Here is a 23,653-nt window from a genome sequence, read left to right as displayed (position 1 = left end):
GTGCACGCGAACGCCCCCGCCCGCCGCGCCGGTTGACGGCGGGCGGACGGGGGCGTCGCCCCGTACGGGTCAGTCCGTGGGTTCGAGGCCGGCGCGCAGCAGCCCGTAGGTGTACGCGTCCTCCAGCGCTTGCCAGGAGGCGGCGATGATGTTCTCCGCGACGCCCACGGTCGACCACTCGGCGGTGCCGTCGCCGGTGGTGATCAGGACGCGGGTGGTGGAGTCGGTGCCGGTGCGGCCCTCCAGGATGCGGACCTTGTAGTCCGTCAGCTCCAGCTTGGCGAGCTGCGGGTAGATCCGTTCCAGGGCCACGCGCAGCGCCCGGTCCAGGGCGTTGACCGGGCCGTTTCCCTCGGCGGTGGCGACGATGCGCTCGCCCTTGGCCCACAGCTTCACGGTCACCTCGTTGGCGTGGGTGCCGTCCGGCCGGTTCTCGACGATGGCGCGCCAGGACTCGGTGCGGAAGTAGCGCCGCACCCGGCCCTCGGCCTCGGCGCGCAGCAGCAGTTCGAAGGAGGCGTCGGCCGCCTCGTAGGTGTAGCCCCTGAGTTCGCGCTCCTTGACCCGCTCGACGACCCGGCCGACGAGTTCGCGGTCGCCGCCGAGGTCGATGCCCAGCTCGTCGCTCTTGAGCTCGATGGAGGCGCGTCCGGCCATGTCGGAGACCAGCATCCGCATGGTGTTGCCGACGAGGGCGGGGTCGATGTGCTGGTAGAGGTCCGGGTCCACCTTGATCGCGGAGGCGTGCAGCCCGGCCTTGTGCGCGAAGGCGGAGACGCCGACGTAGGGCTGGTGGGTGGAGGGGGTGAGGTTGACGACCTCGGCGACGGCGTGCGAGACGCGGGTCATGTCGGCCAGCGCGCCGTCGGGCAGGACCCGCTTGCCGTACTTGAGTTCCAGCGCGGCGACGACCGGGAAGAGGTTGGCGTTGCCGACGCGTTCGCCGTAGCCGTTGGCGGTGCACTGGACGTGCGTGGCGCCGGCGTCCACGGCGGCCAGGGTGTTGGCGACGGCGCAGCCGGTGTCGTCCTGGGCGTGGATGCCGAGCCGGGCGCCGGTGTCGGCGAGGACGGTGGCGACGACGGCCTGGACCTGGGCCGGGAGCATCCCGCCGTTGGTGTCGCAGAGGATGACGACGTCGGCGCCGGCCACGGCGGCGGTCTTGACGACGGACTTGGCGTACTCGGGGTTGGCGCGGTAGCCGTCGAAGAAGTGCTCGCAGTCGACGAAGACCCGGCGGCCCTGTTCGCGGAGGTGGGAGACGGTGTCGCGGACCATCTCCAGGTTCTCCTCCAGGGTGGTGCGCAGGGCCAGCTCCACATGGCGGTCGTGGGACTTGGCGACCAGCGTGATCACCGGGGCTCCGGACTCCAGCAGCGCCTTGACCTGGGGGTCGTCGGCCGCCGAGCCGCCCGCCCTGCGGGTCGCGCCGAAGGCGACCAGCTCGGCGTTCTTGAACTCGATCTCCTGGCGGGCGCGGGCGAAGAACTCGGTGTCCCGGGGGTTGGCGCCCGGCCAGCCGCCCTCGATGAAGCCGACGCCGAACTCGTCCAGGTGCCGGGCGATGGTCAGCTTGTCGGCGACCGTCAGGTTGATGCCTTCACGCTGGGCGCCGTCGCGCAGCGTGGTGTCGAAGACATGGAAGCTGTCGTCGGTGGGCTTGGCCTTGGTGGTCATTGCTGGTCTGACTCCTGTCGGATGAGTGGAATCCGGACGATCTGGCTCCACTTGCCCCCATCATCCCGCGCGCCTCGCGTTCCGGCCGTGGTGAGGCCGCAAAACAAAAAACCCCTCGCGGGTGCGAGAGGTCTGCGCGCGGGTCTGGGGCACGGTGGCCGTGCCGTACGTCGTGGTACGGAACGGTCACTGCGGACCGGCGCGCCTGCTGCCAATAATCATGACGAACGAGGGCACGGACGCAGTGTGGCACAGGAGCGGCCCGGGCTCCCGCCCCGTCTCAGGATGCGGGCGCGCGGACCGCGTCCGGCGAGACGCCGGGCGCGGTCCGCGGGGGTACGGGCGCCGGTTACGCGAGGGAGTGCATCCAGCCGTGGGTGTCCTCGGCGGTGCCGCGCTGGATGTCGAGCAGGCGCTCGCGCAGCTTGAGGGTGACCGGGCCGGGGGTGCCGTCGCCCTGGTTCCACTCGCCGCCGGCGCACTTCACGGTGCCGACGGGGGTGATGACGGCGGCGGTGCCGCAGGCGAAGACCTCGGTCAGGGTGCCGGCGGCGGTGTCGTCGCGCCACTGGTCGATGGAGACGCGGCTCTCCTCGGCGGTGTACCCGAGGTCGCCGGCCAGCTTGAGCAGCGAGTCGCGGGTGATGCCGGCGAGCAGGGAGCCGGTGAGGGCCGGGGTGACGATGCGGTCCCCGTACACGAAGTAGAGGTTCATGCCGCCCAGCTCCTCCACCCACTTGTGCTCGACGGCGTCGAGGTAGGCGACCTGGTCGCAGCCCTTGGCGGCGGCCTCGGCCTGGGCGAGCAGGGAGGCGGCGTAGTTGCCGCCGGTCTTGGCGTCGCCCATGCCGCCGGGGACGGCGCGCACCCGGTCCTCGGAGAGCCAGATGGAGACGGGCTTCACACCGCCGGGGAAGTAGGCGCCGGCCGGCGAGGCGATGACGAGGAAGAGGTACTCGTTGGCCGGGCGCACCCCGAGGCCGACCTCGGTGGCGATCATGAAGGGGCGCAGGTAGAGGGACTCCTCGCCGCCATGCGCCGGAACCCAGGCGGCGTCCTGCTGGACGAGGGCGTCGCAGGCGGCGACGAAGGTCTCGACGGGCAGCTCGGGCATGGCGAGCCGACGCGCGGAGGCGCGGAAGCGCTCGGCGTTGGCCTCGGGGCGGAAGGTGGCGACGGAGCCGTCCGGCTGCCGGTACGCCTTGAGGCCCTCGAAGATCTCCTGGCCGTAGTGCAGCGTCATGTTGGCGGGGTCGATCGACAGCGGCGCGTAGGGGACGAGCTGGGCGTCGTGCCAGCCGCGGCCCTCGGTCCACTTGATCGTCACCATGTGGTCGGTGAAGTGGCGGCCGAATCCGGGCTGGGCCAGGATCGCCTCGCGCTCCGCGTCGGACAGCGGGTGCGCGGAGGGCTTGAGCTCGATCGTGGGCGTCGTCATGAGTGCGTGTCCTTCACCGTTTTGTGTGGGTAGGACCGCATGCGCGCCATCAGGTGCTAGGACGTCCGAGCATTGCTGCGGGACACGGCCCTGTTCGATTATCGCTCGACAGGTGCCGCGCACGAAATGGCGCGAATGCGATCCAGGGTTCGATGGTGACACCCGAAGGCCGCACAGGAGAAGCCGCCGGGTGCGTCTGCGACCCGGCGGCTTCTTGGGGAGTCGTCGGGTCAGCCCGCTACGCGTACCGCGAGGGCGTCGCCGATCTCGTCGGTCGTACGGGCGCTGCCTCCCCCAGAGCCCGAAAGGCCTGGGAGGTGCCCCCCTCGCTCCGCGAGGTCGGCGGAGACGGCGTCCTCGATGCGCACGGCCTCGGCGTCGTAGCCGAGGTGGCGCAGCAGGAGGGCGACGGAGAGGATCGCGGCGGTCGGGTCGGCCTTGCCCTGCCCCGCGATGTCGGGGGCGGAGCCGTGGACCGGCTCGAACATCGACGGGAAGGCGCCCGTCGGGTTGATGTTGCCGGAGGCGGCCAGGCCGATGCCGCCGGAGACGGCCGCGGCGAGGTCGGTGAGGATGTCGCCGAAGAGGTTGTCGGTGACGATGACGTCGAAGCGCTCCGGCTGCGTGACGAAGAAGATCGTCGCGGCGTCGACGTGCAGGTAGTCGGTGGTGACCTGCGGGTACTCGGCGGCGACCCGGTCGAAGATGTTCTTCCAGAGGTGGCCCGCGTACACGAGGACGTTGTTCTTGTGGACCAGCGTCAGCTTCTTGCGCGGACGGGCGGCGGCGCGCTCGAAGGCGTCGCGCACGACCCGCTCGACACCGAAGGCGGTGTTCAGGCTGACCTCGGTGGCGACCTCGTGCTCCGTGCCGGTGCGCAGCGAGCCGCCGTTGCCGGTGTACGGGCCCTCGGTGCCCTCGCGGACGACGACGAAGTCGATGTCCGGGCGGCCGGCCAGCGGGGTGTCCGTGTTCGGGAAGAGCTTCGAGGGCCGCAGGTTGATGAAGTGGTCGAAGGCGAAGCGCAGCTTCAGCAGCAGCCCGCGCTCCAGGACGCCGGAGGGCACGGACGGGTCGCCGATCGCGCCGAGCAGGATGGCGTCGTGCCCCTTGAGGGCTTCGAGCTCCGCGTCGGGGAGGGTTTCGCCGGTGCGGTGCCAGCGCTGGGCGCCAAGGTCGTACTCCTTGGTCTCCAGCTTCACATCCTGCGGGAGAACAGCGTTGAGGACCTTGAGGCCCTGGGCCACGACCTCCTGGCCGATACCGTCACCGGGGATCACTGCGAGATTGATGCTGCGAGACATGTGCGCACCCTACTGCTCGTCCCACCCCATGACACGTCACGTCCATCATGCGGACACCCGGACGGGTGTACGGGGCGGGGCGGAGGCGTTCGGTTCAGTGGCCGGTGGAGCCGCCGTTGTCCCGGCGGTCGAGGGCGCGCTGGAGGGCGGCAGCGGCGGCGCGGCGCTCCGACTCGGTCGGGCGGTGGGTGTGGCGGACGCGGCGGACGGTGGTTTCGGCCATGGTGGATCGACTCCTTGAGATCGCGAGGATTTCGAGATCGAACAGCGTGGGGTGATGTCGAGATCAGTGATTTCGAGGTGCCGGAAGGGGCGGGGGGCGGGCGCCGCAGGGGTTGCCTGCGCGGGGGCGCGCACTCTCTACCGCCGGTCGCTCGATCGAGCGAGACGTTCGGCTTCTACAAAGCTAGAACAGCCCGGCCTGTCTGTCTCCACGATTACTCGGACTTCCTACTATCTGAGACGCGGGCTCGGGCGGGCCTCTCGCCCCCCGGGTACGGCCCGCGCGGGTACTCAGGCGTACCTGAGTAGCCGACCCGTGTCGAAGACATGTGCGTCGCACGAGAGTTGGGTTCATGAACGGCCTCTACGCTCTCAAGCCCTGGTACGCGGACCGGCTCGCCGGTGTCCGCGCCGCGCTGGCCCGCCGTGAGGTGTCGCCCGACACGCTCACCGCCGCCGGGGTGGTCGCCGCCGCCGGTGCGGCCGCCGCGCTGGCCCGGCTGCCCGCCCCGGTCGCCGCCCTGCCGGTCGCCGTGCTGCTCGCGGCGCGGCTCGCCTTCGCCAACCTGGACGGGGCGCTGGCCCGCGACACCGGCCGGACCACCCGGCGCGGCACGATCCTCAACGAGCTGGGCGACCGGATGGCCGACCTGGTCGTGCTGGCGGGCTTCCTCACCCTCGCCCCGCTCTGGCTGGTCGCGCTCGCCGGTCTCGCCGCGACGCTGCCCTCCTGGGTGTCGCTGGCCGGGGCGGCGGCCGGGGCGCCCCGCCGCAACGGCGGCCCGGTCGGCAAGACCGAGCGCTGCCTGCTCGTGGTGATCGCCGCCGCGAGCGGCTGGGCCGTCCCGGTGCTGGCCGTGATCGCGGCCGGTTCCCTGCTCACCGCGCTGCTCCGGCTGGCCGGCCTCTGGCGGGAGACGGCATGAGCGCCGTACTGATCGCCGAGGAGGCCGCCGCCCGCGCGGTACCGCTGGTCGCGGGCGTGCTGGGCGCGGGCGGGGTCGCGGTGGCCGTGCTGCCGGCCGGGGTGCGGATGCGCGCCGAACTGCGCCGGCGCTGGCGGACCTGGGCCCTGGTCGCCCCGGTCTTCCTGGGCGCGTACTTCCTGGGCGGCGGCGGCAGCTACGCGCTGGCCGCCGGGCTGGGCGCGGTCGCGGCCGGCGAGTACGCCCGGATGGCGGGGCTGCGCCGCGGCGACCTGACCGTACTGGTGGCGGCGGCCGGCGTGCTGCCGGCCCTGGCCTGGCTCGCCCCGCACGTCCTGGACCTGCGCGCGGCGGCCCTGCTGCTCGTCGCGGCGGCGCTGCCCGCCGTGCTGGGCGGGGACGACTGTACGGGCTTCACCCGCACCGCGCGCACCGCGTTCGGGCTGCTGTGGATACCGGTCGCGCTGACCGGTCTGGTGTCCCTCGGGGACACGGCGGTGGTGGTGGGCCTGGCCGTGGCCCTCGGTGACGTCGGCGCCTGGTGCGGCGGTACGGCGCTGGGCCGGCGCGGTCCGCTCGCCCGGCCGCTGTCGCCGCTCTCGCCGAACAAGACGTGGGCCGGGGTGCTGGGCGCGGTGGTGGCCACGGCGGCCCTGCTGCTGATGCTCGGCGCGTTCAGCCTGCCGCTGTGGGCGGCGGTCGTCGGCGGCTGCGTGCTGGGCGATCTCGTCGAGTCGATGGTCAAGCGCGAGTCCGGGGTGAAGGACGCGGGCAGCTGGCTGCCCGGCTTCGGCGGCCTGCTCGACCGGATCGACTCCCTGCTCGTGGCCCTTCTCCTGGCGATGGTGATGACGTGACGACGACCCTGGTGCGCACCCCCGGTGACACGGTCCTGCCGGTCCGCTCGCGGATCGCGTCCGCGCTGCGGCGCGGCCTGTGGTGGGGGGTGCTCAGCCTGACCGGCGGGATCGAGCGGCGCGGCCGGCTGCCGCGCGGCGGCTGTGTCGTGGTCGCCAACCACACCTCGCACGCCGACACCGCGGCGCTGCTCGCCGCGCTCGACGCCCGGCACGGACCGGCGATCGGCGCGGCGGCCGACTACTGGTTCGCCTCCCCCTGGCGGCGGCGGATCTGCCGCAGGCTGGCGGCCGGCTTCCCGGTCCGGCGCTCGGGCGGCGGGACGGCCGATCTGCTCTCGATGACCGGCGAGCTGCGCGAGGGCCGGGCGGTCGTGCTCTTCCCGGAGGGCACCCGCGCCAAGGAGGGCACCCTCGGCGCCTTCCACCGGGGCGCGCTGGTCCTGGCCGCGGAGGCGGGCGTGCCGGTGGTGCCGGTGGGCATCGCGGGCACGGGGCGGCTGCTGCCCAAGCACGGCCGGCTGCGCTCCGCCCTGGTCCGCGTCACGATCGGGGAGCCGCTGCCCGCCGGGGTCTCCCCGCAGGAGGCGCGCGACGCGGTGCGCGCGCTCCAGGAGCGTACGGCCGCCGAACCGCTGCGGGACTCGGCCGTGCGCAGGCGGGTGGCCGCCGTCGCCGCGTCGCGCGCGGGGGTGCCGCTGGCCTTCTGCTGGGCGTTCGCGGAGGCGCTGAGCTGGCCGCTGATGCCGGAGCTGCTGCTCGGCGTGGTGTGCGTGGCGGTGCCCCGGGCGGCGCTGCGGCTGTCGCTGGGCGCGCTGGCCGGCAGCCTGGCGGGCGGGCTGCTCGCCCTGCACCTGGCGGCGGCGGGCGTGGCGTTGCCGGCCCCGCTGACCACGGACCGGATGCGGGCGGAGGTCCGCGCGGAGCTGGCGGTCGAGGGCGCGTCGGCCGTGCGCCACCAGCCGTGGAACGGCATCCCGTTCAAGGTGTACGGGGCCGAGGCGGGCCGGGCTTCGGTGCCGGCGGCCGACTGGCTGGCGGCCTCGGCGGCGGCGCGCGGGTCGCGGACGGTGACGGTGGGGCTCGGTTTCGCCGCGTTCGGGCTGCTGCTGCGCCGCCACCGCCGACTGTACGGCCGCTATCCGGCGCTGCTGGGCGGGGGCTTCGCGGTGGGGCTCGGGGTGATCGTGCACGGCTGGGGCTGAATCCGCGCCCGGTTCCCGTGCGGGCATGGAAACCGCCCCCCGCCCGGCAGGGGAACCGGGCGGGGGGCGGAGTGCGGGGCGGCCCCGGAGGGCGGCTGCTCAGCCCTGGTGGGGGTAGGTGTAGTCGGTCGGCGGGACCAGGGTCTCCTTGATGGCCCGGGTGAGGGTCCAGCGCTGGAGGTTCTGGGGGGCGCCCGCCTTGTCGTTCGTACCCGAGGCGCGGCCGCCGCCGAAGGGCTGCTGGCCGACGACGGCGCCGGTCGACTTGTCGTTGATGTAGAAGTTGCCCGCGGCGTACCGCAGCTTCTCCATCGTGTACGCGGCCGCCGCGCGGTCGTTCGCGATGACGGAACCGGTCAGGGCGTAGTCGGAGACCGACTCCATCTGCTCCAGCATCGCGTCGTACCGGTCGTCCTCGTAGACGTGGACGGCGAGGATCGGGCCGAAGTACTCGGTCGTGAAGACCTCGTTCTCCGGGTCGGTGCACTCGATGACGGTCGGGCGGACGAAGTAGCCGACCGAGTCGTCGTAGGTGCCGCCCGCGACGATCGTGCAGGCCGGGTCGGCGGCGGCGCGGTCGATCGCGGCCTTGTTCTTCGCGAAGGAGCGGTCGTCGATGACGGCGCCCATGAAGTGCGACAGGTCGGTGACGTCGCCCATGGTGATGGAGTCGACCTCGGCCGCGAACGCCTCCTTGAAGCCCGAGTTCCAGATGGAGGCCGGGATGTAGGCGCGCGAGGTCGCCGAGCACTTCTGGCCCTGGTACTCGAAGGCGCCGCGGGTGAGCGCGGTCTTCAGGACGGCCGGGTCGGCCGACGGGTGGGCGACGACGAAGTCCTTGCCACCGGTCTCGCCGACGAGCCGCGGGTAGGTGCGGTAGTTGGCGATGTTGTTGCCGACGGTCTTCCACAGGTGCTGGAAGGTCGGGGTCGAGCCGGTGAAGTGGATGCCGGCCAGGTCGCGGTGGTTCAGGGCCACCTCGGAGACGGCGATGCCGTCGCCGGTCACCAGGTTGATGACGCCCTTGGGCAGACCGGCCTCCTCCAGCAGCCGCATCAGCAGCACGGCGGCGTGGGTCTGCGTCGGGGACGGCTTCCACACCACGACGTTGCCCATGAGGGCGGGCGCGGTCGGCAGGTTGGCGGCGATGGCCGAGAAGTTGAACGGCGTGATCGCGTAGACGAAGCCCTCCAGCGGGCGGTGGTCCATGCGGTTCCACACGCCGGGGGAGTTGGCCGGCGGCTGCTCGGCGAGGATCTGGCGCGCGTAGTGCACGTTGAAGCGCCAGAAGTCGACCAGCTCGCAGGGACAGTCGATCTCGGCCTGCTGGGCGGTCTTGCCCTGGCCCAGCATCGTGGAGGCGGCCAGCGTCTCGCGCCACGGGCCGGCCAGCAGCTCGGCGGCGCGCAGGATGATCGCGGCGCGGTCGTCGAAGGACATCGCGCGCCAGGCCGGGGCGGCGGCCAGGGCGGCGTCGATCGCGTCCTGCGCGTCCTGCTCGGTGGCGCCGGCGAACGTGCCGATGACGGCCTTGTGGTTGTGCGGCTGGACGACGTCCACGCGCTCGCCGCCGCCCATCCGCTTCTCGCCGCCGATGGTCATCGGCAGGTCGATCGGGTTCTGGCCGAGCTCCTTGAGCTTGGCCTCCAGGCGGGCGCGCTCCGGAGTGCCCGGGGCGTAGGAGTGAACCGGCTCGTTGACCGGTGCGGGGACCTGGGTCACAGCGTCCATGGCGTCCTTGGCTCCTTCAGTCGTGGGAGGGGTGGAGGGGGCTCAGCCCTTGGTGAGGACGGAGCGGCCGAAGAACAGCAGGTTGGCCGGCTTCTCGGCGAGGCGGCGCATGAAGTATCCGTACCAGTCGGTGCCGTACGCGGTGTAGACGCGCATGCGGTGGCCCTCGGCCGCGAGCCGGAGGTGCTCCTCGCTGCGGATGCCGTACAGCATCTGGAACTCGTACTCGTCCAGCTTGCGGCCGGCCTGCCGGCCCAGTTCCTGGGCGATGGCGATCAGACGGGGGTCGTGGGAGCCGATCATCGGGTAGCCCTCGCCCCGCATCAGGATCTTCAGGATGCGGACGTACGCCTTGTCGATCTCGGCCTTGTCCTGGTACGCGACGGAGGCGGGCTCCTTGTAGGCGCCCTTCACGATGCGCACGCGGCTGCCGGCGTCGGCGAGGCGGCGGGCGTCGTCCTCGGTGCGGAAGAGGTACGCCTGGATGACGCAGCCGGTCTCCGGGAAGTCCTTCCGCAGCTCCTCGTGGATGGCGAACATCGAGTCGAGGGTGGTGTGGTCCTCGGCGTCCAGCGTCACCGTGGTGCCGATCGCGGCGGCGGCCTCGACCACCGGGCGCACATTGGCGAGCGCCAGCTCGTGGCCGCCGTCCAGGGACTGGCCGAACATCGACAGCTTCACGGACATCTCGGCGCGGGTGCCCAGGCCGAGGCCCTCCAGCCGGCCGACCAGCTCCAGATAGGCGTCGCGCGCGGCGGCGGCCTGCTCCGGCGTGGTGATGTCCTCGCCGACCACGTCGAGGGTGACCTCCAGGCCCTTGGCCGCCGCGTCCTCGATGACCGGAACGACCTGCTCGACGGTCTCGCCGGCGATGAAGCGGTCCACGACCTGCTTGGTGCCGGGCGCGGCCGAGACGAATCGGCGCATCCGGTCGCTGCGCGACGCGGCGAGAATCACGGGACCCAGCACGGGGCACCTCCCACGGAAAGTACGAACGAAGCCACACCGCCGTATATGCCGTGTAACGAACATAAGCGGTACAGCGCGGAGAACCACCGTGAAATCTAGGCATCGCCTCCCCGCACTTCCATCGACAGCTGCCACACATCCGTGGACTGGATCTCAGACATATGTCTGAAGGGGGTGCGAGAATGGCCGGGTGAAGGGCGATTACCAGGAGCTGGTGGACGAGATCTCGGCACTGCTCGGCGTCCCCGCGACGCTGGAGAACCGGGACTTCGGCCTGGTCGCCTTCGGGGCCCACGACAGCGACGACACCACGGCCATGGACCCCGTCCGCACCCGCTCGATCCTCACCCGCCGCTCCACCCCGGCGGTCCGCGCCTGGTTCGAGAACTTCGGCATCACCCGCGCCACCGGCCCGGTCCGCATCCCCGCCACCCCCGAGGCCGGCGTCTACCGCGACCGCATCTGCCTGCCGGTACGCCATCGGGGTGTCGTGCTCGGTTACGTGTGGCTGCTGGGCGCCGACCCCGGACCGACCGACCGGCAGCTCGACGCCGCGATGGAGGTGGCCGCCCGGATCGGCGCGCTGCTCGCCGACGAGGAGCGGGCGGGCACCGACCTGTCCAGGGAGTTCGGCGCGGTCCTGACCGCCGGGCGCGGCTGGCAGCGGGACATGGCGGTGGCCGCCCTCGCCGAGGCGCTCGGCCCCGACGCACAGGGGCTGCACACCGTGGTGTGCGTGGCCCCCTGGACGGACGGCGCGCCCGCCGTGCGCACGGTCCCCTCGGCCGCGGCGCTCACCGGGGCACCGCCGGCCGGCCGCTCCGGGCCGCCCGCGCTCGCCGCGCTCATCCGGCTGCGCTCCCCCGAGGTGCTGGACCCCGCGCTGAGCGCCGCCGGCCGGCTGCGCGCCGACGCCGGAACGGCCGCCACCGCCGGGATCGCGGTCCCCCGCCGGGGCCTCGCGGAGCTGGCCGACGCCTGGCACGAGGCGTCGGCGGCGGCCCGCGCGGCGGCCGCCGAGGCCCGGTTCGGCCCGGTCGCCGACTGGTCGGCCATCGGCCCGTACCGGACGCTGACCGCGCTCGACCCGGACGTCCTGCCGGACCCGGCGGTGCGCCCACTGCTGACCCCGGCGCAGCGGGACCTCGCCCGCACCGCGGAAGTGTTCCTGGACTGCGCGGGCCAGGCGTCCCGGACCGCCGCCGAGCTGGGCATCCACCGCCAGACGCTGTACTACCGCCTCTCCCGGGTCCAGCAGCTCACCGGCCTCGACCTCAACGACGGCGAGGACCGGCTGCTGCTGCACATGGCTCTGAAGGCGGCCCGGCTGCACTGAACCCGACATGGCGGCCCCGTCCGGGCAGCGGGCCCCAGACCGCCAGGTCCCCGTAGCAGTCCTCGTCCAGCAGGGCCTCGAACAGCGGCGGCACCGACGCGCCCTCCTGGCGCAGGAGCAGCGCGACATGGACGGCGACCGCGTGGTGCGGGCCCCAGCGGGTCTCCAGTTCCGCGACGAGGGCGGCGAGCCGGGCCTCGGCCGCCTCCTCCACCGCGTCCTCGTCGTCCACGTCGTCCCCTTCGTCCGGGGACTCCCAGAGCGGGACGATCCGGAAGCCCTCGCCGGTGGTGGCCCGCCACTCCCCCGTGTCCGGGTCGCCCTCGGCGGCGGTGGGGCCGGTGGCCGGGAGGGGGGCGGCGAGCAGTGCCTCCACGTCGGCGACGGCGCGCGCGGGGTCGAAGGGTTCGCCGGACCGGGCGGTCATCGTGCGGCCCCGGGGGCCGGCGGGCGGCCCTCCAGGACCGCCTTGAGGCCGTCCGTCAGGTCCTGGGCGGACGGTGCCGAATCGGCGTCCATCAGCCACTGGACCATCACCCCGGCGAGCAGCGCCTGGCAGAAGAGTCCGGCCACGCGGGCCTTCTCCGGCTCGGTCTCGGGGTCGATGCCCATCATGGTCTCGGCGAGCCCGTCGCGTCCGGCGCGCTGGGGTCCGGCCAGGGCCTTCTGGAGTTCGGGGTCGGAGTCGATGCGGGAGATGACCTCCATCTGGAGCTGCCAGACGGCGCGGGTCTGCTCGTAGCTCCCGATCACCCGCTCCCAGGTCTCGCGGAACTGGTCGAGCGGCGCGGCGGGGATCTCCGGCTCCGCCGCGTCCTCGTCGCCGCTCCGGGTGAGGGTCTCGCCCCACTCCTCGGTCACCTTGATGAAGGCGAGGTTGAGGAGCGCCTCCTTGGAGCCGTAGTGGTAGCCGATGGAGGCGAGGTTCGTGCCCGAGGCGGCCACGATGTCGCGCGCCGTGGTGCGCGCGTACCCCTTCTCCAGCAGGCAGCGCTTGGCGCCTTCGAGTAGATCCTCACGATGTCCCATGACAGCAGCGTACCCGGCATGCAGACATTTGTGTAAGACGGATGTCTACATACCGGGTACGGGCTGCCCAGGGGCAGAGGTCAGCCGGCGAGGTTCACCGAGCGGGCCGACGCGGCGCCGATCTCCGAGGAGATCTCGGCCAGCACGGCCGCCGGGACGTCGTCGTCGACGGTGAGGACGACCAGCGCCTCGCCGCCCACGTCGGCGCGGGAGACCTGCATGCCCGCGATGTTCAGGCCGGCCTCGCCGAGGATGCGGCCCACCGTGCCGACGACGCCGGGGCGGTCCTCGTAGCGCAGGACGAGCATGTGGTCGGCGAGGGCCAGGTCCACGTCGTGCTCACCGATGGCGACGATCTTCTGGAGGTGCTTGGGGCCGGCCAGCGTGCCGGAGACGGAGACCTCCTGGCCGTCGGCCAGGGTGCCCCGGACGATGACCACGTTGCGGTGCTCGGCCGACTCGGAGCTGGTGGTGAGGCGGACCTCGACGCCGCGCTCCTGGGCGAACAGCGGGGCGTTCACATAGGAGACGGTCTCGTCGACGACGTCCTCGAACACGCCCTTGAGCGCGGAGAGTTCGAGCACCTTGACGTCGTGCTGGGTGATCTCGCCGTACACCTCGACGTCGAGGCGGGCGGCCACCTCGCCGGCCAGCGCGGTGAAGATGCGGCCCAGCTTCTCGGCGAGCGGCAGACCGGGGCGCACGTCCTCGGCGATCACACCGCCCTGGACGTTGACCGCGTCCGGCACGAGCTCACCGGCGAGCGCGAGGCGCACCGACTTGGCGACGGCGATGCCGGCCTTCTCCTGCGCCTCGTCGGTGGAGGCGCCGAGGTGCGGGGTGCAGACGACCTGGTCGAACTGGAACAGCGGGGAGTCCGTGCAGGGCTCCTTCGCGTACACGTCGAGACCGGCGCCGGCGACGCGGCCCTCCTTGAGCGCGGAGGCCAGCGCCTCCTCGTCCACGATGCCGCCGCGCGCGGCGTTGACGATGCGCACGGTGGGCTTCACCTTGTGCAGCGCCTCGTCGCCGATGAGGCCGAGCGTCTCGGGGGTCTTGGGCAGGTGCACCGTGATGAAGTCGGCGACCTCCAGCAGCTCGTCCAGCGAGAGGAGCTTGACGCCCATCTGCGCGGCGCGCGCGGGCTGCACGTAGGGGTCGTAGGCGACGATCTTCATGCCGAAGGCGGACATGCGCTGGGCGACCAGGACGCCGATGCGGCCGAGGCCGACGACGCCGAGGGTCTTCTCGCTCAGCTCGACGCCGGTGTACTTCGAGCGCTTCCACTCGCCGTTCTTGAGGGCGGTGTTGGCCTGCGGGATGTGGCGCGCGGTGGCCACCAGCAGACCGCAGGCCAGCTCGGCGGCGGTGACGATGTTGGAGGTCGGGGCGTTCACGACCATGACGCCGGCCTTGGTGGCGGCGGAGACGTCCACGTTGTCCAGACCGACGCCGGCCCGGGCGACGACCTTGAGCTTCTGCGCGGCGGCGATGGCCTCGGCGTCGACCTTGGTGGCGGAGCGCACCAGGATGGCGTCGACGTCGGCGATGGCGGGGAGGAGCTCGGCGCGGTCCGCGCCGTTGCAGTGCCGGATCTCGAAGTCCGGGCCCAGGGCGTCCACCGTGGCGGGCGACAGCTCTTCAGCGATGAGTACGACAGGTTTCGAGCTCACGTGAGTCCTCACAGATCCAGTGCGGACGGCCGTCCCGACGGCCGCAGGCGTGGAGGGGCTTGCCGCGTGGAAGACGCACGACACTGTGGGCCTGACGCGTGTATGTGGAGCAGTGTAGTCCTGCGCGGGGACGCCGTCCGCGCTCCGCGAAAAGATCACCCGCACGAGACCCGGCGACGGGTACGCGCGTACGAGGCCGCCTCTTCCAGCGGTGGGTGGGTGGTGCCGGGGGGACGGGCCGTGACCCGTCCCCCCGGGACCGGGGTGTTACGCGTCCTCGTCGTTGACCCAGCTCATGAGCTTGCGCAGCTCACGGCCCGTGGTCTCCAGCAGGTGGTCCGCGTCGGCCTTCTTGTACTCGTTGTACTTGGGCAGGCCGTTGTGGTACTCGGCCATCCAGTTCTTGGCGAAGGTGCCGTCCTGGATCTCCGCGAGGACCTTCTTCATCTCGGCCTTGGTGGCGTCCGTGATGATGCGCGGGCCGGTGACGTAGTCGCCCCACTCGGCGGTCTCCGAGATGGACCAGCGCATCTTCTCCAGGCCGCCCTCGTACATGAGGTCGACGATGAGCTTCAGCTCGTGCAGGCACTCGAAGTAGGCGATCTCCGGCTGGTAGCCGGCCTCGGTCAGGGTCTCGAAACCGGCCTTGACCAGGGCGGCGGTGCCACCGCAGAGAACGGCCTGCTCGCCGAAGAGGTCGGTCTCGGTCTCCTCGGTGAAGGTCGTCTTGATGACGCCGGCGCGGGTGCCTCCGATGCCCTTGGCGTACGACAGGGCGAGCGCCAGGCCGTTGCCCGAGGCGTCCTGCTCGACGGCCACGATGCACGGGACGCCGCGGCCCTCCTCGTACTGGCGGCGGACCAGGTGGCCCGGGCCCTTGGGGGCGACCATGCAGACGTCCACGTCGGCCGGCGGCTTGATGAAGTCGAAGCGGATGTTCAGGCCGTGGCCGAAGAACAGCGCGTCGCCCTTCTTGAGGTTGTCCTTGATGGACTCCTCGTAGACCTGGGCCTGGATCGGGTCCGGGACGAGGATCATGATGACGTCGGCCTCGGCGGCGGCCTCGGCCGGGGTCACCACGCGCAGGCCCTGCTCCTCGGCCTTCGCCTTGGACTTGGAACCCTCGTGCAGACCGACACGGACGTCGACACCCGAGTCACGCAGCGACAGCGCGTGGGCGTGGCCCTGGCTGCCGTAGCCGATGACCGCGACCTTGCGGCCCTGGATGATGGACAGGTCGGCATCGTCGTCGTAGAACAGCTCGGCCACTGGGTCTTCTCCTTGGTGTGCAGGTGTTGCGTCCCACCGTACGGCGGGGTGCGTCAGATACGTTTCGGGGTCTCGCCATACGAGCGGCGCGGCGGGCCCGGAGGGGGTTACGCCGTACGGTCCAGGGCGCGCAGCGAGCGGTCGGTGATCGAACGCGCGCCACGCCCTATGGCGATGGTTCCGGACTGGACGAGCTCCTTGATGCCGTACTGCTCCAGCATCTTGAGCATCGCCTCCAGCTTGTCGGCTCCGCCGGTGGCCTCGATCGTGACGGCCTCGGGCGAGACGTCCACGGTCTTGGCGCGGAACAGCTGGACGATCTCGACGATCTGGGAGCGGGTCTCGTTGTCGGCGCGGACCTTCACCAGGACGAGCTCGCGCTGGATCGCAGCGGTGGGCTCGAGTTCGACGATCTTCAGGACGTTGACCAGCTTGTTGAGCTGTTTGGTCACCTGCTCCAGGGGCAGGTCCTCGACATTCACGACGATGGTGATGCGGGAGATGTCGGGGTGTTCGGTGGTGCCGACCGCGAGCGAGTCGATGTTGAAGCCGCGGCGGGAGAACAGGGCGGTGATCCGGGCCAGGACGCCGGGCTTGTTCTCGACCAGGACGGAGAGTGTGTGCTTTTCGGACATGGAAGTCGGTCTCTCTCTGTCTCTCAGTCGTCTTCGTTGTCGCCGAAGTCGGGGCGGACGCCGCGCGCGGCCATGACCTCGTCGTTGGAGGTGCCGGCGGCGACCATCGGCCACACCATGGCGTCCTCGTGGACGATGAAGTCGATGACGACCGGGCGGTCGTTGATCGCGTTGGCCTCGGCGATGACCTTGTCCAGGTCGGCCGGGTCCTCGCAGCGGATCGCGTAGCAGCCCATGGCCTCGGAGAGCTTCACGAAGTCGGGCACGCGGGTGCCCTTCGCCGCGTTGCCGTCGGTGTCGGCGCCGGAGTGCAGCACGGTGTTGGAGTACCGCTGGTTGTAGAACAGGGTCTGCCACTGGCGGACCATCCCGAGCGCGCCGTTGTTGATGATGGCGATCTTGACCGGGATGTTGTTCAGGGCGCAGGTGGTCAGTTCCTGATTGGTCATCTGGAAGCAGCCGTCGCCGTCGATCGCCCAGACCGTGCGGTCCGGCATGCCGGCTTTGGCGCCCATCGCGGCGGGCACCGCGTAGCCCATGGTCCCGGCGCCGCCGGAGTTCAGCCAGGTGGCGGGCTGCTCGTACTGGATGAAGTGCGAGGCCCACATCTGGTGCTGGCCGACGCCCGCGGCGAAGATCGTGTCCGGCGGGGCCAGTTCGCCGATGCGCTGGATGACCTGCTGCGGCGAGAGGCTGCCGTCCTCCGGCAGGTCGTAGCCGAGCGGGTAGGTCTCGCGCCAGCGGTTGAGGTCCTTCCACCACGAGCTGTAGTCACCGGTGTTGCCCTCGGTGTGCTCGGCCTGGACCGCCTGGACGAGGTCGGCGATGACCTCGCGGGCGTCCCCGACGATCGGGACGTCGGCGGCGCGGTTCTTGCCGATCTCCGCCGGGTCGATGTCGGCGTGGACGACCTTGGCGTACGGGGCGAAGCTGTCCAGCTTGCCGGTGACGCGGTCGTCGAAGCGGGCGCCGAGGGCGACGATCAGGTCGGCCTTCTGGAGCGCGGTGACGGCGGTGACCGCACCGTGCATTCCGGGCATCCCCACGTGCAGCGGGTGGCTGTCGGGGAAGGAGCCGAGCGCCATCAGGGTGGTGGTGACGGGCGCTCCGGTCAGCTCGGCCAGCACCTTGAGTTCGGCGGTGGCCCCGGCTTTCATGACGCCGCCGCCCACGTAGAGCACCGGGCGCCTGGCCTGGACGATGAGCTTGGCGGCCTCGCGGATCTGCTTGGCGTGCGGCTTGGTCACCGGGCGGTAGCCGGGCAGGTCCATGACCGGCGGCCAGCTGAAGGTGGTCTTCGCCTGGAGGGCGTCCTTGGCGATGTCGACCAGGACCGGGCCGGGACGGCCGGTGGCGGCGATGTGGAACGCCTCGGCGATGGTGTGCGGGATGTCCTCGGCCTTGGTGACCAGGAAGTTGTGCTTCGTGATCGGCATCGTGATGCCGCAGATGTCCGCCTCCTGGAAGGCGTCCGTGCCGATGGCGGCGGAGGCCACCTGGCCGGTGATGGCGACGATCGGCACCGAGTCCAGGTAGGCGTCGGCGATCGGGGTGACCAGGTTGGTGGCGCCGGGGCCGGAGGTGGCCATGCAGACACCGACCCGGCCGGTGGCCTGTGCGTAGCCGGTGGCGGCGTGGCCGGCCCCCTGCTCGTGGCGGACCAGGACGTGGCGGACGCGCTTCGAGTCCATCATCGGGTCGTACGCCGGAAGGATGGCGCCGCCGGGAATGCCGAATACCGTGTCGGCCCCCACCTCCTCGAGGGAGCGAATGAGGGACTGCGCGCCCGTGACGTGTTCGACGGAGGCGGAGGGCGATCCGCCGGTACGGGCCCGCGGCTGGGGATGGTGGGCCCCTGTGGCCTGCTCGGTCATCGGCATTCTCTTCTCGAAGCTGAGTTTTGCGAGTGTTTTACGACGTTTTGCCTGGTCCGGTGCAACAAAAAACCCCTCGTGCCGTGAGGCAAGCGAGGGGAGCGCGCCGGTGCGGTCCGCAGGGTGTCATGGAGGAACCCTGCTTCAGCCGACGCGCTTTCCAAGTACGAGAATTCGGGTGCGCATGGCATTGACCCTCTCTCCGACGCACGCGGGGTGTCAAGTGGGTGGGACAGGTGTCTCACCATGTGAGCCGGTGAGCGAGGGGAGCGAGCCGCCCGCGAGGACCGGCTGCGCGGGCACCGCGCCGGGGACCGGGAAGGTGCCGCGGGCCAGCACGCGGCGCAGCCGGTATTCGTCGAGGGGTCCGGAGAAGGCGGCACCCTGGCCGTGGGTGCAGCCCATGGCGCGCAGCGCGAGGACCTGCTCCGGCACGTCCACGCCGTCGGCGACGGACTGCATCCCGAGGTCGCAGGCGATCCTCAGCAGCCCGCTGGTGATCTTGTGCAGCCGGGCCGACTCGACCACGCCCTCGACCAGGCCCCGGTCCAGTTTCAGCACGTCGATCGGGAGCCGGCGCAGGGCGTTGATCGCGGCGTAACCGCTGCCGAAGCCGTCGAGCGCGATCCGTACGCCCAGCCGGCGCAGGGCGGCCAGGCGCTGCTCCAGCTCCTCGAAGGGGACCCGCGGATCGCTGTCGGCGATCTCGATCATGAGCGCGGCGGACGGCAGCCCGTGGCGTGTGAGCAGCGCCTCGACGGAGCCGGCCGGGAATCCCCGGTCGAGGAGTCTGCGGGCCGGGAGGCGGACGCACACGGGCGCCTGGTGGCCCGCCCCGGCGCGGTCGGCGGCCTGCTCGACGGCCTCCTCCAGGAGCCAGCGGCCCAGCTCGGCGCTGCGGTCGCCGTCCTCGGCGATGCGCAGGAACTCGGCGGGGGTGAACAGGATGCCCTGGGCGGAGCGCCAGCGGGCCTGGGCGGCGACGGCCGCGATCGTGCCGGTGGCCAGATGCACCACGGGCTGGTGGAGCAGGGCGAACTCGCCGTCGCGCAGGGCGCCGCGCAGCCGGGTCGCCAGCTCGGAGCGGCGGACCACGTCGGCCTGCATCTGCGGGGCGTAGAGCTGGACGCGGTTCTTGCCGCCGGCCTTGGCGCGGTACATGGCGAGGTCCGCGTTGCGCATGAGGTCGTTGGGGGTGATGCCGGGCTCGGCGAAGGCGACGCCGATGGAGGCGGTGACCCGGACCTCGCCGTCGCCGATGCGGTACGGCTCGGAGAGCGTGAGGCGCAGCCGGTCGGCGATCTCGTGCACCTGGAACTCGCGGGCGTCCTGCTCCCGGCCGCCGTCGCCGGTGATGAGGGCGGCGAACTCGTCGCCGCCGAGGCGGGCGGCGGTGTCCCCGGCCCGGACGGACTCCTGGAGGCGGCGGGCGGCCTGGACGAGCAGTTCGTCGCCCGCCTGGTGGCCGAGGCGGTCGTTGGCCGCCTTGAAGCCGTCGAGGTCGATGAAGAGCACGGCGGTGCCCGCGTCCCCGGCGCGGCGGCCGGCCAGGGCCTGGCGCACCCGTGCGGTGAACAGGGCGCGGTTGGGCAGGTCGGTGAGCGGGTCGTGCTCCGCGTTGTGCTGCAACTGGGCCTGGAGGCGGACCCGTTCGGTGACGTCCCGGCTGTTGAGGATCAGGCCGCCCTGGTGGCGGTTGATGGTGGACTCGACGTTGAGCCAGTCGCCGGAGCCGGAGCGGAAGCGGCACTCGATGCGCGTGGTGGGTTCCTCGCCGGGCGGGGCGGCGAGGAACCGGCGCACCTCGTGGACGACCCGGCCCAGGTCGTCGGGGTGGATGATCGAGGACAGCTCGGCGCCGACCAGCTCGTCCGCGTCGCGCCCGTAGACCCCGGCGGCGGCGGGGCTGACGTAGCGCAGGACCCCGCTGGGGGCGGCGATCATGATGACGTCGCTGGAGCCCTGCACCAGGGAGCGGAAGTGGTTCTCCTTCTGGGCCAGTTCCTGGGTGAGGGCGATGTTGTCGACGAGCATGATGCCCTGCCGGACGACGAGCGCGAGCACCACCGTGCATCCGGTGAGGACGACGACGCGGTCCACCCGGCGGCCCTCGATGACGTTGTACAGGATGCCGAGCGTGCAGACGGCGGCGGCGAGGTACGGGGTGAGGGCGGCCAGCGAGCCCGCGATGGGGCGGCTGGTGGTGCGCGGGGACTCCGGGTCCTCGCCGGGGACCGCGGGGTCCGCGTGGCGCGCGGCGCCCCAGGGGGCGTAGGCCAGCAGCAGCGAGCCGGCGAACCAGCCGGCGTCGAGCAACTGGCCGGAATGGTAGGTCTGGCGCAGCAGCGGCGAGGTGAACAGGGCGTCGCACAGGACGGTCAGGGCGAGCGCGGCGATGGCGGTGTTCACGGCGGCGCGGTTGACGCTGGTGCGCCGGAAGTGCAGGGCGAGCACCATGGAGACGAGCACGATGTCGAGCAGCGGATAGGCCAGGGTGAGCGCGGCGCGGGCCACGCTGTCGCCCTCGGCGTCCGCGACGTGCGCGGTGTGGGCGAGGGCCAGGCTCCAGGACAGGGTGAGGAGCGAGCCGCCGATCAGCCAGGAGTCCAGGGCCAGGCAGACCCAGCCGGCGCGGGTGACGGGCCGCTTGGCGAGGACCAGCAGGCCGACGATGGCGGGCGGCGCGAAGCAGAGGAAGAAGACGTCGGCCGGGGAGGGGCTGGGGACCGGGACGTCGCGCACGCACTCGTACCAGCCCCAGACGGCGTTGCCGCAGGCGGCCATCAGCGAGGAGAGCGAGAACAGCAGCCAGGCCGGCCGGAACCGGATGTCGGCGGCGCGGGCGAAGAGGAAGCAGGAGACGGCGGCGGCGAGGGCGGCGGCGGCGAGGCCGAAGTCGCCCATGATCAGGGCCAGTCGCTCGGAGCCCCAGCCGGTGGCCGCGCCCACGGCGTAGCCGCCGCAGACGAGGCCGAGGACGGACTGCGGGAGCAGCGCGGAGGACCGTCCCGCCCGGAACTGCCGGGCGAGGAGCGCTCCGCGGGTGCTCGCCGGGGCGCTCACCGCGGCCCTCCCCCGGCTTCCGGCCGGTTGCGGCGGGCGCTCACAGGGCCCTGCGACCGCAGCCGTCCCTCGCGCCGTGTCCGGTCGTTCGCCCATCGGCCGTCCATCGCCCGTCGCCCCCTCGCGTGTGGCTGGCTCCCCGGCGCCGTCCCTGCCACGGCGCAGCACCCCTTTCGGGACGATACACCAGACTCGTCACTCAGGGACATAGCTTCTCTACGCTCCGTGACTGATCGGGGCGGTCGTGAACACGGGGTGCGGCCGGGTGTGCTCGGTGCGTGGTCAGCCGGTGGTGCGGACGACGTTGTCCAGCGGCCGGCCCGCGGCGAAGCGGGTGAGCTGTCCGGCGATCAGCCGCTTGGCGCGCGGCAGGTACGCGGAGGTGCTGCCGCCGACGTGCGGGGTGATCAGGACGTTCGGAGCATGCCAGAGGGGGTGGCCGGCGGGCAGCGGTTCCGGGTCGGTGACGTCGAGGGCGGCGTGCAGCCGGCCGGACCTGAGTTCGGACAGCAGAGCCCCGGTGTCGACGACGGGGCCCCGGGCGACGTTGACCAGGAGGGCCCCGTCGCGCATCGCCGCGAGGAAGTCCGCGCCCGCCAGGCCCTGTGTGGAGGGGTTCAGCGGGGTGGCCAGGACGACCACGTCCGCCTCGGGCAGCAGGGCCGGCAGATCCTCGATCGCGTGTACGGGGCCGCGTGCGGTTGTCCGGGCGGAGCGCGCGACGCGTGCGACCCGCGCGCACTCGAAGGGCGCGAGCCGGTCGTCGATGGCCGCGCCGATCGACCCGTAGCCCACGATGAGTACGGACTTGTCGGCGAGCGCCGGGTAGAAGCCGGACCGCCACTCCTCCTCGTCCTGGCCGTGCACGAAGCCGGGGAACCCGCGCAGCGAGGCCAGGATCAGCGCGAGGGTCAGCTCGGCGGTGGACGCCTCGTGGACGCCCTTGGCGTTGCACAGCCGTACGCCGGCGGGCAGCCGGTCGAGGGCGGGCTCGACGTGGTCGATGCCGGCCGAGAGCGTCTGCACGACCCGGACCCCGCTCATCAGCGGCAGCGGCCGGATCGCGACCTCCAGGCTCTTCATGTAGGGGACGACGTAGTAGGCGCAGTCGGCGGGGTCGGCCGGGTACTCCGGCGCGCCGTCCCAGAAGTGGTACGTCAGGCCCTCGGGCAGCCCCTCGATCTCGTCCGCGCGCAGCGGCAGCCAGACCTCGGGGGCGGGGGCGGAATGCGTGGTGGAAGTCATGGCCAGGAGGCTATGCGAAGGTCACGGGGACGCAGAGGTTAGCTTTGGGGGCGGTGCGAGGAAGGGTTACGGGAGTTGGAGCGCAGGAGTCTGGGTGCGGCGGCGCTCGCCGTGGGGGCGGTCGGGCTCGGCTGCATGCCGATGAACTGGGCGTACAGCGCGTCCCAGCAGCGCGGGGACCGCGCGCTGCGGGCGGTGCACGCGGCGCTCGACGCGGGGGTCGATCTGCTCGACACCGCCGACATGTACGGCCCGTTCACCAATGAGCTGCTGGTGGGGCGGGCCCTGAAGGGGCGGCGCGAGCAGGCGTTCGTGTCCACCAAGTGCGGTCTGCTGGTGGGTGATCAGCACATCGTGGCCAACGGCAGGCCCGGCTATGTGCGGCGGGCCTGCGATGCCTCGCTGCGGCGGCTGCAGACCGATGTGATCGATCTGTACCAGCTGCACCGCGCCGACCCGGAGGTACCCGTCGAGGAGACCTGGGGCGCGATGGCGGAGCTGGTGGGCGCGGGCAAGGTCCGGGCGCTGGGGCTGTGCGCGGTCGGGGCGCGGGCGGCCCGCCGGCCGGGGGCGCGCACGCATGACGGAACGATCCGTCAGCTGGAGCGGGTGCAGCAGGTCTTCCCGGTCAGCGCGGTGCAGGCGGAGCTGTCGGTGTGGTCGCCGCAGGCGCTGGAGTCGCTGCTGCCGTGGTGCGCCGACCGGGGCGTGGGCTTCCTGGCCGCGATGCCGCTGGGCAGCGGTTTCCTGACGGGGACGCTGACGCCCGGTCAGGGATTCGAGCCGGAGGATCTGCGCGCCCGGCACCCCCGGTTCACCGCCGAGGTGATGGCGGCGAACCAGCCGCTGGTGGTGGGGCTGCGCCGGGTCGCCGAACGGCACGGGGCGACGCCCGCGCAGGTGGCGCTGGCCTGGGTGCTGCACCAGGGCCCCCAGGTGGTGCCGGTGCCGGGCACCAAGCGGGAGCGGTGGGCGGTGGAGAACGCGGGCGCGGCCGGGCTGGCGCTGACCGCACGCGACCTGGCGGAGCTGGACCGGCTGCCGGCGCCGCAGGAGTCCTGGGACTGATCACCGCCGCGCCGGTCGCCGATGTGGGAAAGCGGCCCGGTTCGGGGTGGGACGCGGTGTAAGAACAGGGGACAGACGGCCGTTGAAGGGATCGGTACGGTGTTCGGATCAGTGCAGGAGCCGGTGGGGCGC

The 23,653-nt window shown here is 72.3% G+C and carries 19 protein-coding genes; 5 read left to right on the top strand and 14 right to left on the bottom strand.

All coding sequences use genetic code 11. From position 1 onward, the window contains the following. Positions 1-69 precede the first annotated feature (69 nt). The 4 genes from cimA to DNK56_RS36520 form a co-directional block, all read right to left on the bottom strand. Positions 70-1,677, bottom strand: a complete 1,608-nt coding sequence (gene cimA / locus DNK56_RS26995) for a citramalate synthase (RefSeq protein WP_111338405.1) — start codon at positions 1,675-1,677, stop codon at positions 70-72. 349 nt (positions 1,678-2,026) lie between these two features. Then, positions 2,027-3,115 (bottom strand): branched-chain amino acid aminotransferase, encoded by a 1,089-nt coding sequence (locus DNK56_RS26990; protein ID WP_111338404.1) that lies wholly within the window; start codon positions 3,113-3,115, stop codon positions 2,027-2,029. 230 nt (positions 3,116-3,345) lie between these two features. Continuing rightward, positions 3,346-4,419, bottom strand: coding sequence for a 3-isopropylmalate dehydrogenase (locus tag DNK56_RS26985; protein ID WP_111338403.1), 1,074 nt, complete (start codon positions 4,417-4,419; stop codon positions 3,346-3,348). Positions 4,420-4,513: 94 nt separating this feature from the next. After that, on the bottom strand, positions 4,514-4,642 hold the full coding sequence (locus DNK56_RS36520; protein ID WP_274543550.1) for a hypothetical protein: 129 nt from the start codon (positions 4,640-4,642) through the stop codon (positions 4,514-4,516). Positions 4,643-4,994: 352 nt separating this feature from the next. On the opposite strand from DNK56_RS36520, the gene DNK56_RS26980 reads away from it, so the two are divergent. Genes DNK56_RS26980 through DNK56_RS26970 form a run of 3 tightly spaced genes read left to right on the top strand, consistent with a single transcriptional unit; the run spans position 4,995 to position 7,629 of the window. Further along, positions 4,995-5,567 (top strand): CDP-alcohol phosphatidyltransferase family protein, encoded by a 573-nt coding sequence (locus DNK56_RS26980; protein WP_111338402.1) that lies wholly within the window; start codon positions 4,995-4,997, stop codon positions 5,565-5,567. Continuing rightward, positions 5,564-6,424, top strand: coding sequence for a phosphatidate cytidylyltransferase (locus DNK56_RS26975; protein WP_111338401.1), 861 nt, complete (start codon positions 5,564-5,566; stop codon positions 6,422-6,424). Before DNK56_RS26980 ends, DNK56_RS26975 begins: the two co-directional genes overlap by 4 nt. Beyond that, on the top strand, positions 6,421-7,629 hold the full coding sequence (locus DNK56_RS26970; RefSeq protein ID WP_111338400.1) for a lysophospholipid acyltransferase family protein: 1,209 nt from the start codon (positions 6,421-6,423) through the stop codon (positions 7,627-7,629). Before DNK56_RS26975 ends, DNK56_RS26970 begins: the two co-directional genes overlap by 4 nt. Before the next feature lie 99 nt (positions 7,630-7,728). On the opposite strand, the gene pruA is transcribed toward DNK56_RS26970, so the two are convergent. Both pruA and DNK56_RS26960 read right to left on the bottom strand, forming a co-directional pair. Further along, a complete protein-coding gene (gene pruA / locus DNK56_RS26965; RefSeq protein ID WP_111338399.1) occupies positions 7,729-9,360 on the bottom strand; it encodes an L-glutamate gamma-semialdehyde dehydrogenase in 1,632 nt (543 codons plus the stop codon). Between the two features lie 42 nt (positions 9,361-9,402). Beyond that, entirely contained in the window at positions 9,403-10,329 is a 927-nt protein-coding gene (locus tag DNK56_RS26960; protein WP_111338398.1) for a proline dehydrogenase family protein, read from the bottom strand. 190 nt (positions 10,330-10,519) lie between these two features. Between DNK56_RS26960 and DNK56_RS26955 the strand changes: the two genes are divergently transcribed. Beyond that, positions 10,520-11,665, top strand: coding sequence for a PucR family transcriptional regulator (locus tag DNK56_RS26955; protein ID WP_111338397.1), 1,146 nt, complete (start codon positions 10,520-10,522; stop codon positions 11,663-11,665). Here DNK56_RS26955 and DNK56_RS26950 read toward each other — a convergent pair. The 8 genes from DNK56_RS26950 to DNK56_RS26915 form a co-directional block, all read right to left on the bottom strand. Beyond that, the gene (locus tag DNK56_RS26950) at positions 11,604-12,092 is read right to left on the bottom strand and encodes a hypothetical protein (RefSeq protein WP_111338396.1); all 489 of its coding nucleotides are present in this window, start codon (positions 12,090-12,092) and stop codon (positions 11,604-11,606) included. The genes DNK56_RS26955 and DNK56_RS26950 overlap by 62 nt on opposite strands. Then, complete coding sequence (locus DNK56_RS26945) at positions 12,089-12,694, bottom strand: TetR/AcrR family transcriptional regulator (RefSeq protein ID WP_111338395.1); 606 nt, start codon at positions 12,692-12,694, stop codon at positions 12,089-12,091. The genes DNK56_RS26950 and DNK56_RS26945 overlap by 4 nt, the downstream gene beginning before the upstream one ends. A gap of 80 nt (positions 12,695-12,774) precedes the next feature. Then, positions 12,775-14,367 carry a phosphoglycerate dehydrogenase gene (serA, locus tag DNK56_RS26940; RefSeq protein WP_111338394.1) on the bottom strand — a complete coding sequence of 531 codons (1,593 nt, stop codon included), beginning with the start codon at positions 14,365-14,367 and terminating at the stop codon, positions 12,775-12,777. A gap of 267 nt (positions 14,368-14,634) precedes the next feature. Then, positions 14,635-15,636: a ketol-acid reductoisomerase gene (gene ilvC, locus DNK56_RS26935; protein WP_111338393.1), complete on the bottom strand. Its 1,002-nt coding sequence runs from the start codon at positions 15,634-15,636 to the stop codon at positions 14,635-14,637. Positions 15,637-15,743: 107 nt separating this feature from the next. Continuing rightward, a complete protein-coding gene (ilvN, locus tag DNK56_RS26930) occupies positions 15,744-16,271 on the bottom strand; it encodes an acetolactate synthase small subunit (RefSeq protein ID WP_111338392.1) in 528 nt (175 codons plus the stop codon). 23 nt (positions 16,272-16,294) lie between these two features. Beyond that, positions 16,295-18,151, bottom strand: coding sequence for an acetolactate synthase large subunit (locus DNK56_RS26925; RefSeq protein WP_111338391.1), 1,857 nt, complete (start codon positions 18,149-18,151; stop codon positions 16,295-16,297). Positions 18,152-18,364: 213 nt separating this feature from the next. Next, positions 18,365-21,208 (bottom strand): putative bifunctional diguanylate cyclase/phosphodiesterase, encoded by a 2,844-nt coding sequence (locus DNK56_RS26920; protein WP_111338390.1) that lies wholly within the window; start codon positions 21,206-21,208, stop codon positions 18,365-18,367. Positions 21,209-21,490: 282 nt separating this feature from the next. Further along, positions 21,491-22,453 (bottom strand): 2-hydroxyacid dehydrogenase, encoded by a 963-nt coding sequence (locus DNK56_RS26915; protein WP_111338389.1) that lies wholly within the window; start codon positions 22,451-22,453, stop codon positions 21,491-21,493. Positions 22,454-22,564: 111 nt separating this feature from the next. Between DNK56_RS26915 and DNK56_RS26910 the strand changes: the two genes are divergently transcribed. Beyond that, complete coding sequence (locus tag DNK56_RS26910; RefSeq protein ID WP_199563694.1) at positions 22,565-23,521, top strand: aldo/keto reductase; 957 nt, start codon at positions 22,565-22,567, stop codon at positions 23,519-23,521. Positions 23,522-23,653: the final 132 nt, after the last annotated feature.

It is taken from the genome of Streptomyces sp. AC1-42W, from assembly GCF_003248355.1.
Classification (GTDB): domain Bacteria; phylum Actinomycetota; class Actinomycetes; order Streptomycetales; family Streptomycetaceae; genus Streptomyces.
Note: the sequence above shows the minus strand (reverse complement) of the source record. Positions and strands in the feature narration are given on the sequence as shown.

Excerpts from the sequence above, each read along its gene's own strand:
- cimA (WP_111338405.1), bottom strand. The coding sequence starts at position 1,677 with ATGACCACCAAGGCCAAGCCCACCGACGACAGCTTCCATGTCTTCGAC.
- DNK56_RS26990 (WP_111338404.1), bottom strand. The coding sequence starts at position 3,115 with ATGACGACGCCCACGATCGAGCTCAAGCCCTCCGCGCACCCGCTGTCC.
- DNK56_RS26985 (WP_111338403.1), bottom strand. The coding sequence starts at position 4,419 with ATGTCTCGCAGCATCAATCTCGCAGTGATCCCCGGTGACGGTATCGGC.
- DNK56_RS36520 (WP_274543550.1), bottom strand. The coding sequence starts at position 4,642 with ATGGCCGAAACCACCGTCCGCCGCGTCCGCCACACCCACCGCCCGACC.
- DNK56_RS26980 (WP_111338402.1), top strand. The coding sequence starts at position 4,995 with ATGAACGGCCTCTACGCTCTCAAGCCCTGGTACGCGGACCGGCTCGCC.
- DNK56_RS26975 (WP_111338401.1), top strand. The coding sequence starts at position 5,564 with ATGAGCGCCGTACTGATCGCCGAGGAGGCCGCCGCCCGCGCGGTACCG.
- pruA (WP_111338399.1), bottom strand. The coding sequence starts at position 9,360 with ATGGACGCTGTGACCCAGGTCCCCGCACCGGTCAACGAGCCGGTTCAC.
- DNK56_RS26950 (WP_111338396.1), bottom strand. The coding sequence starts at position 12,092 with ATGACCGCCCGGTCCGGCGAACCCTTCGACCCCGCGCGCGCCGTCGCC.
- DNK56_RS26945 (WP_111338395.1), bottom strand. The coding sequence starts at position 12,694 with ATGGGACATCGTGAGGATCTACTCGAAGGCGCCAAGCGCTGCCTGCTG.
- ilvN (WP_111338392.1), bottom strand. The coding sequence starts at position 16,271 with ATGTCCGAAAAGCACACACTCTCCGTCCTGGTCGAGAACAAGCCCGGC.
- DNK56_RS26925 (WP_111338391.1), bottom strand. The coding sequence starts at position 18,151 with ATGCCGATGACCGAGCAGGCCACAGGGGCCCACCATCCCCAGCCGCGG.
- DNK56_RS26915 (WP_111338389.1), bottom strand. The coding sequence starts at position 22,453 with ATGACTTCCACCACGCATTCCGCCCCCGCCCCCGAGGTCTGGCTGCCG.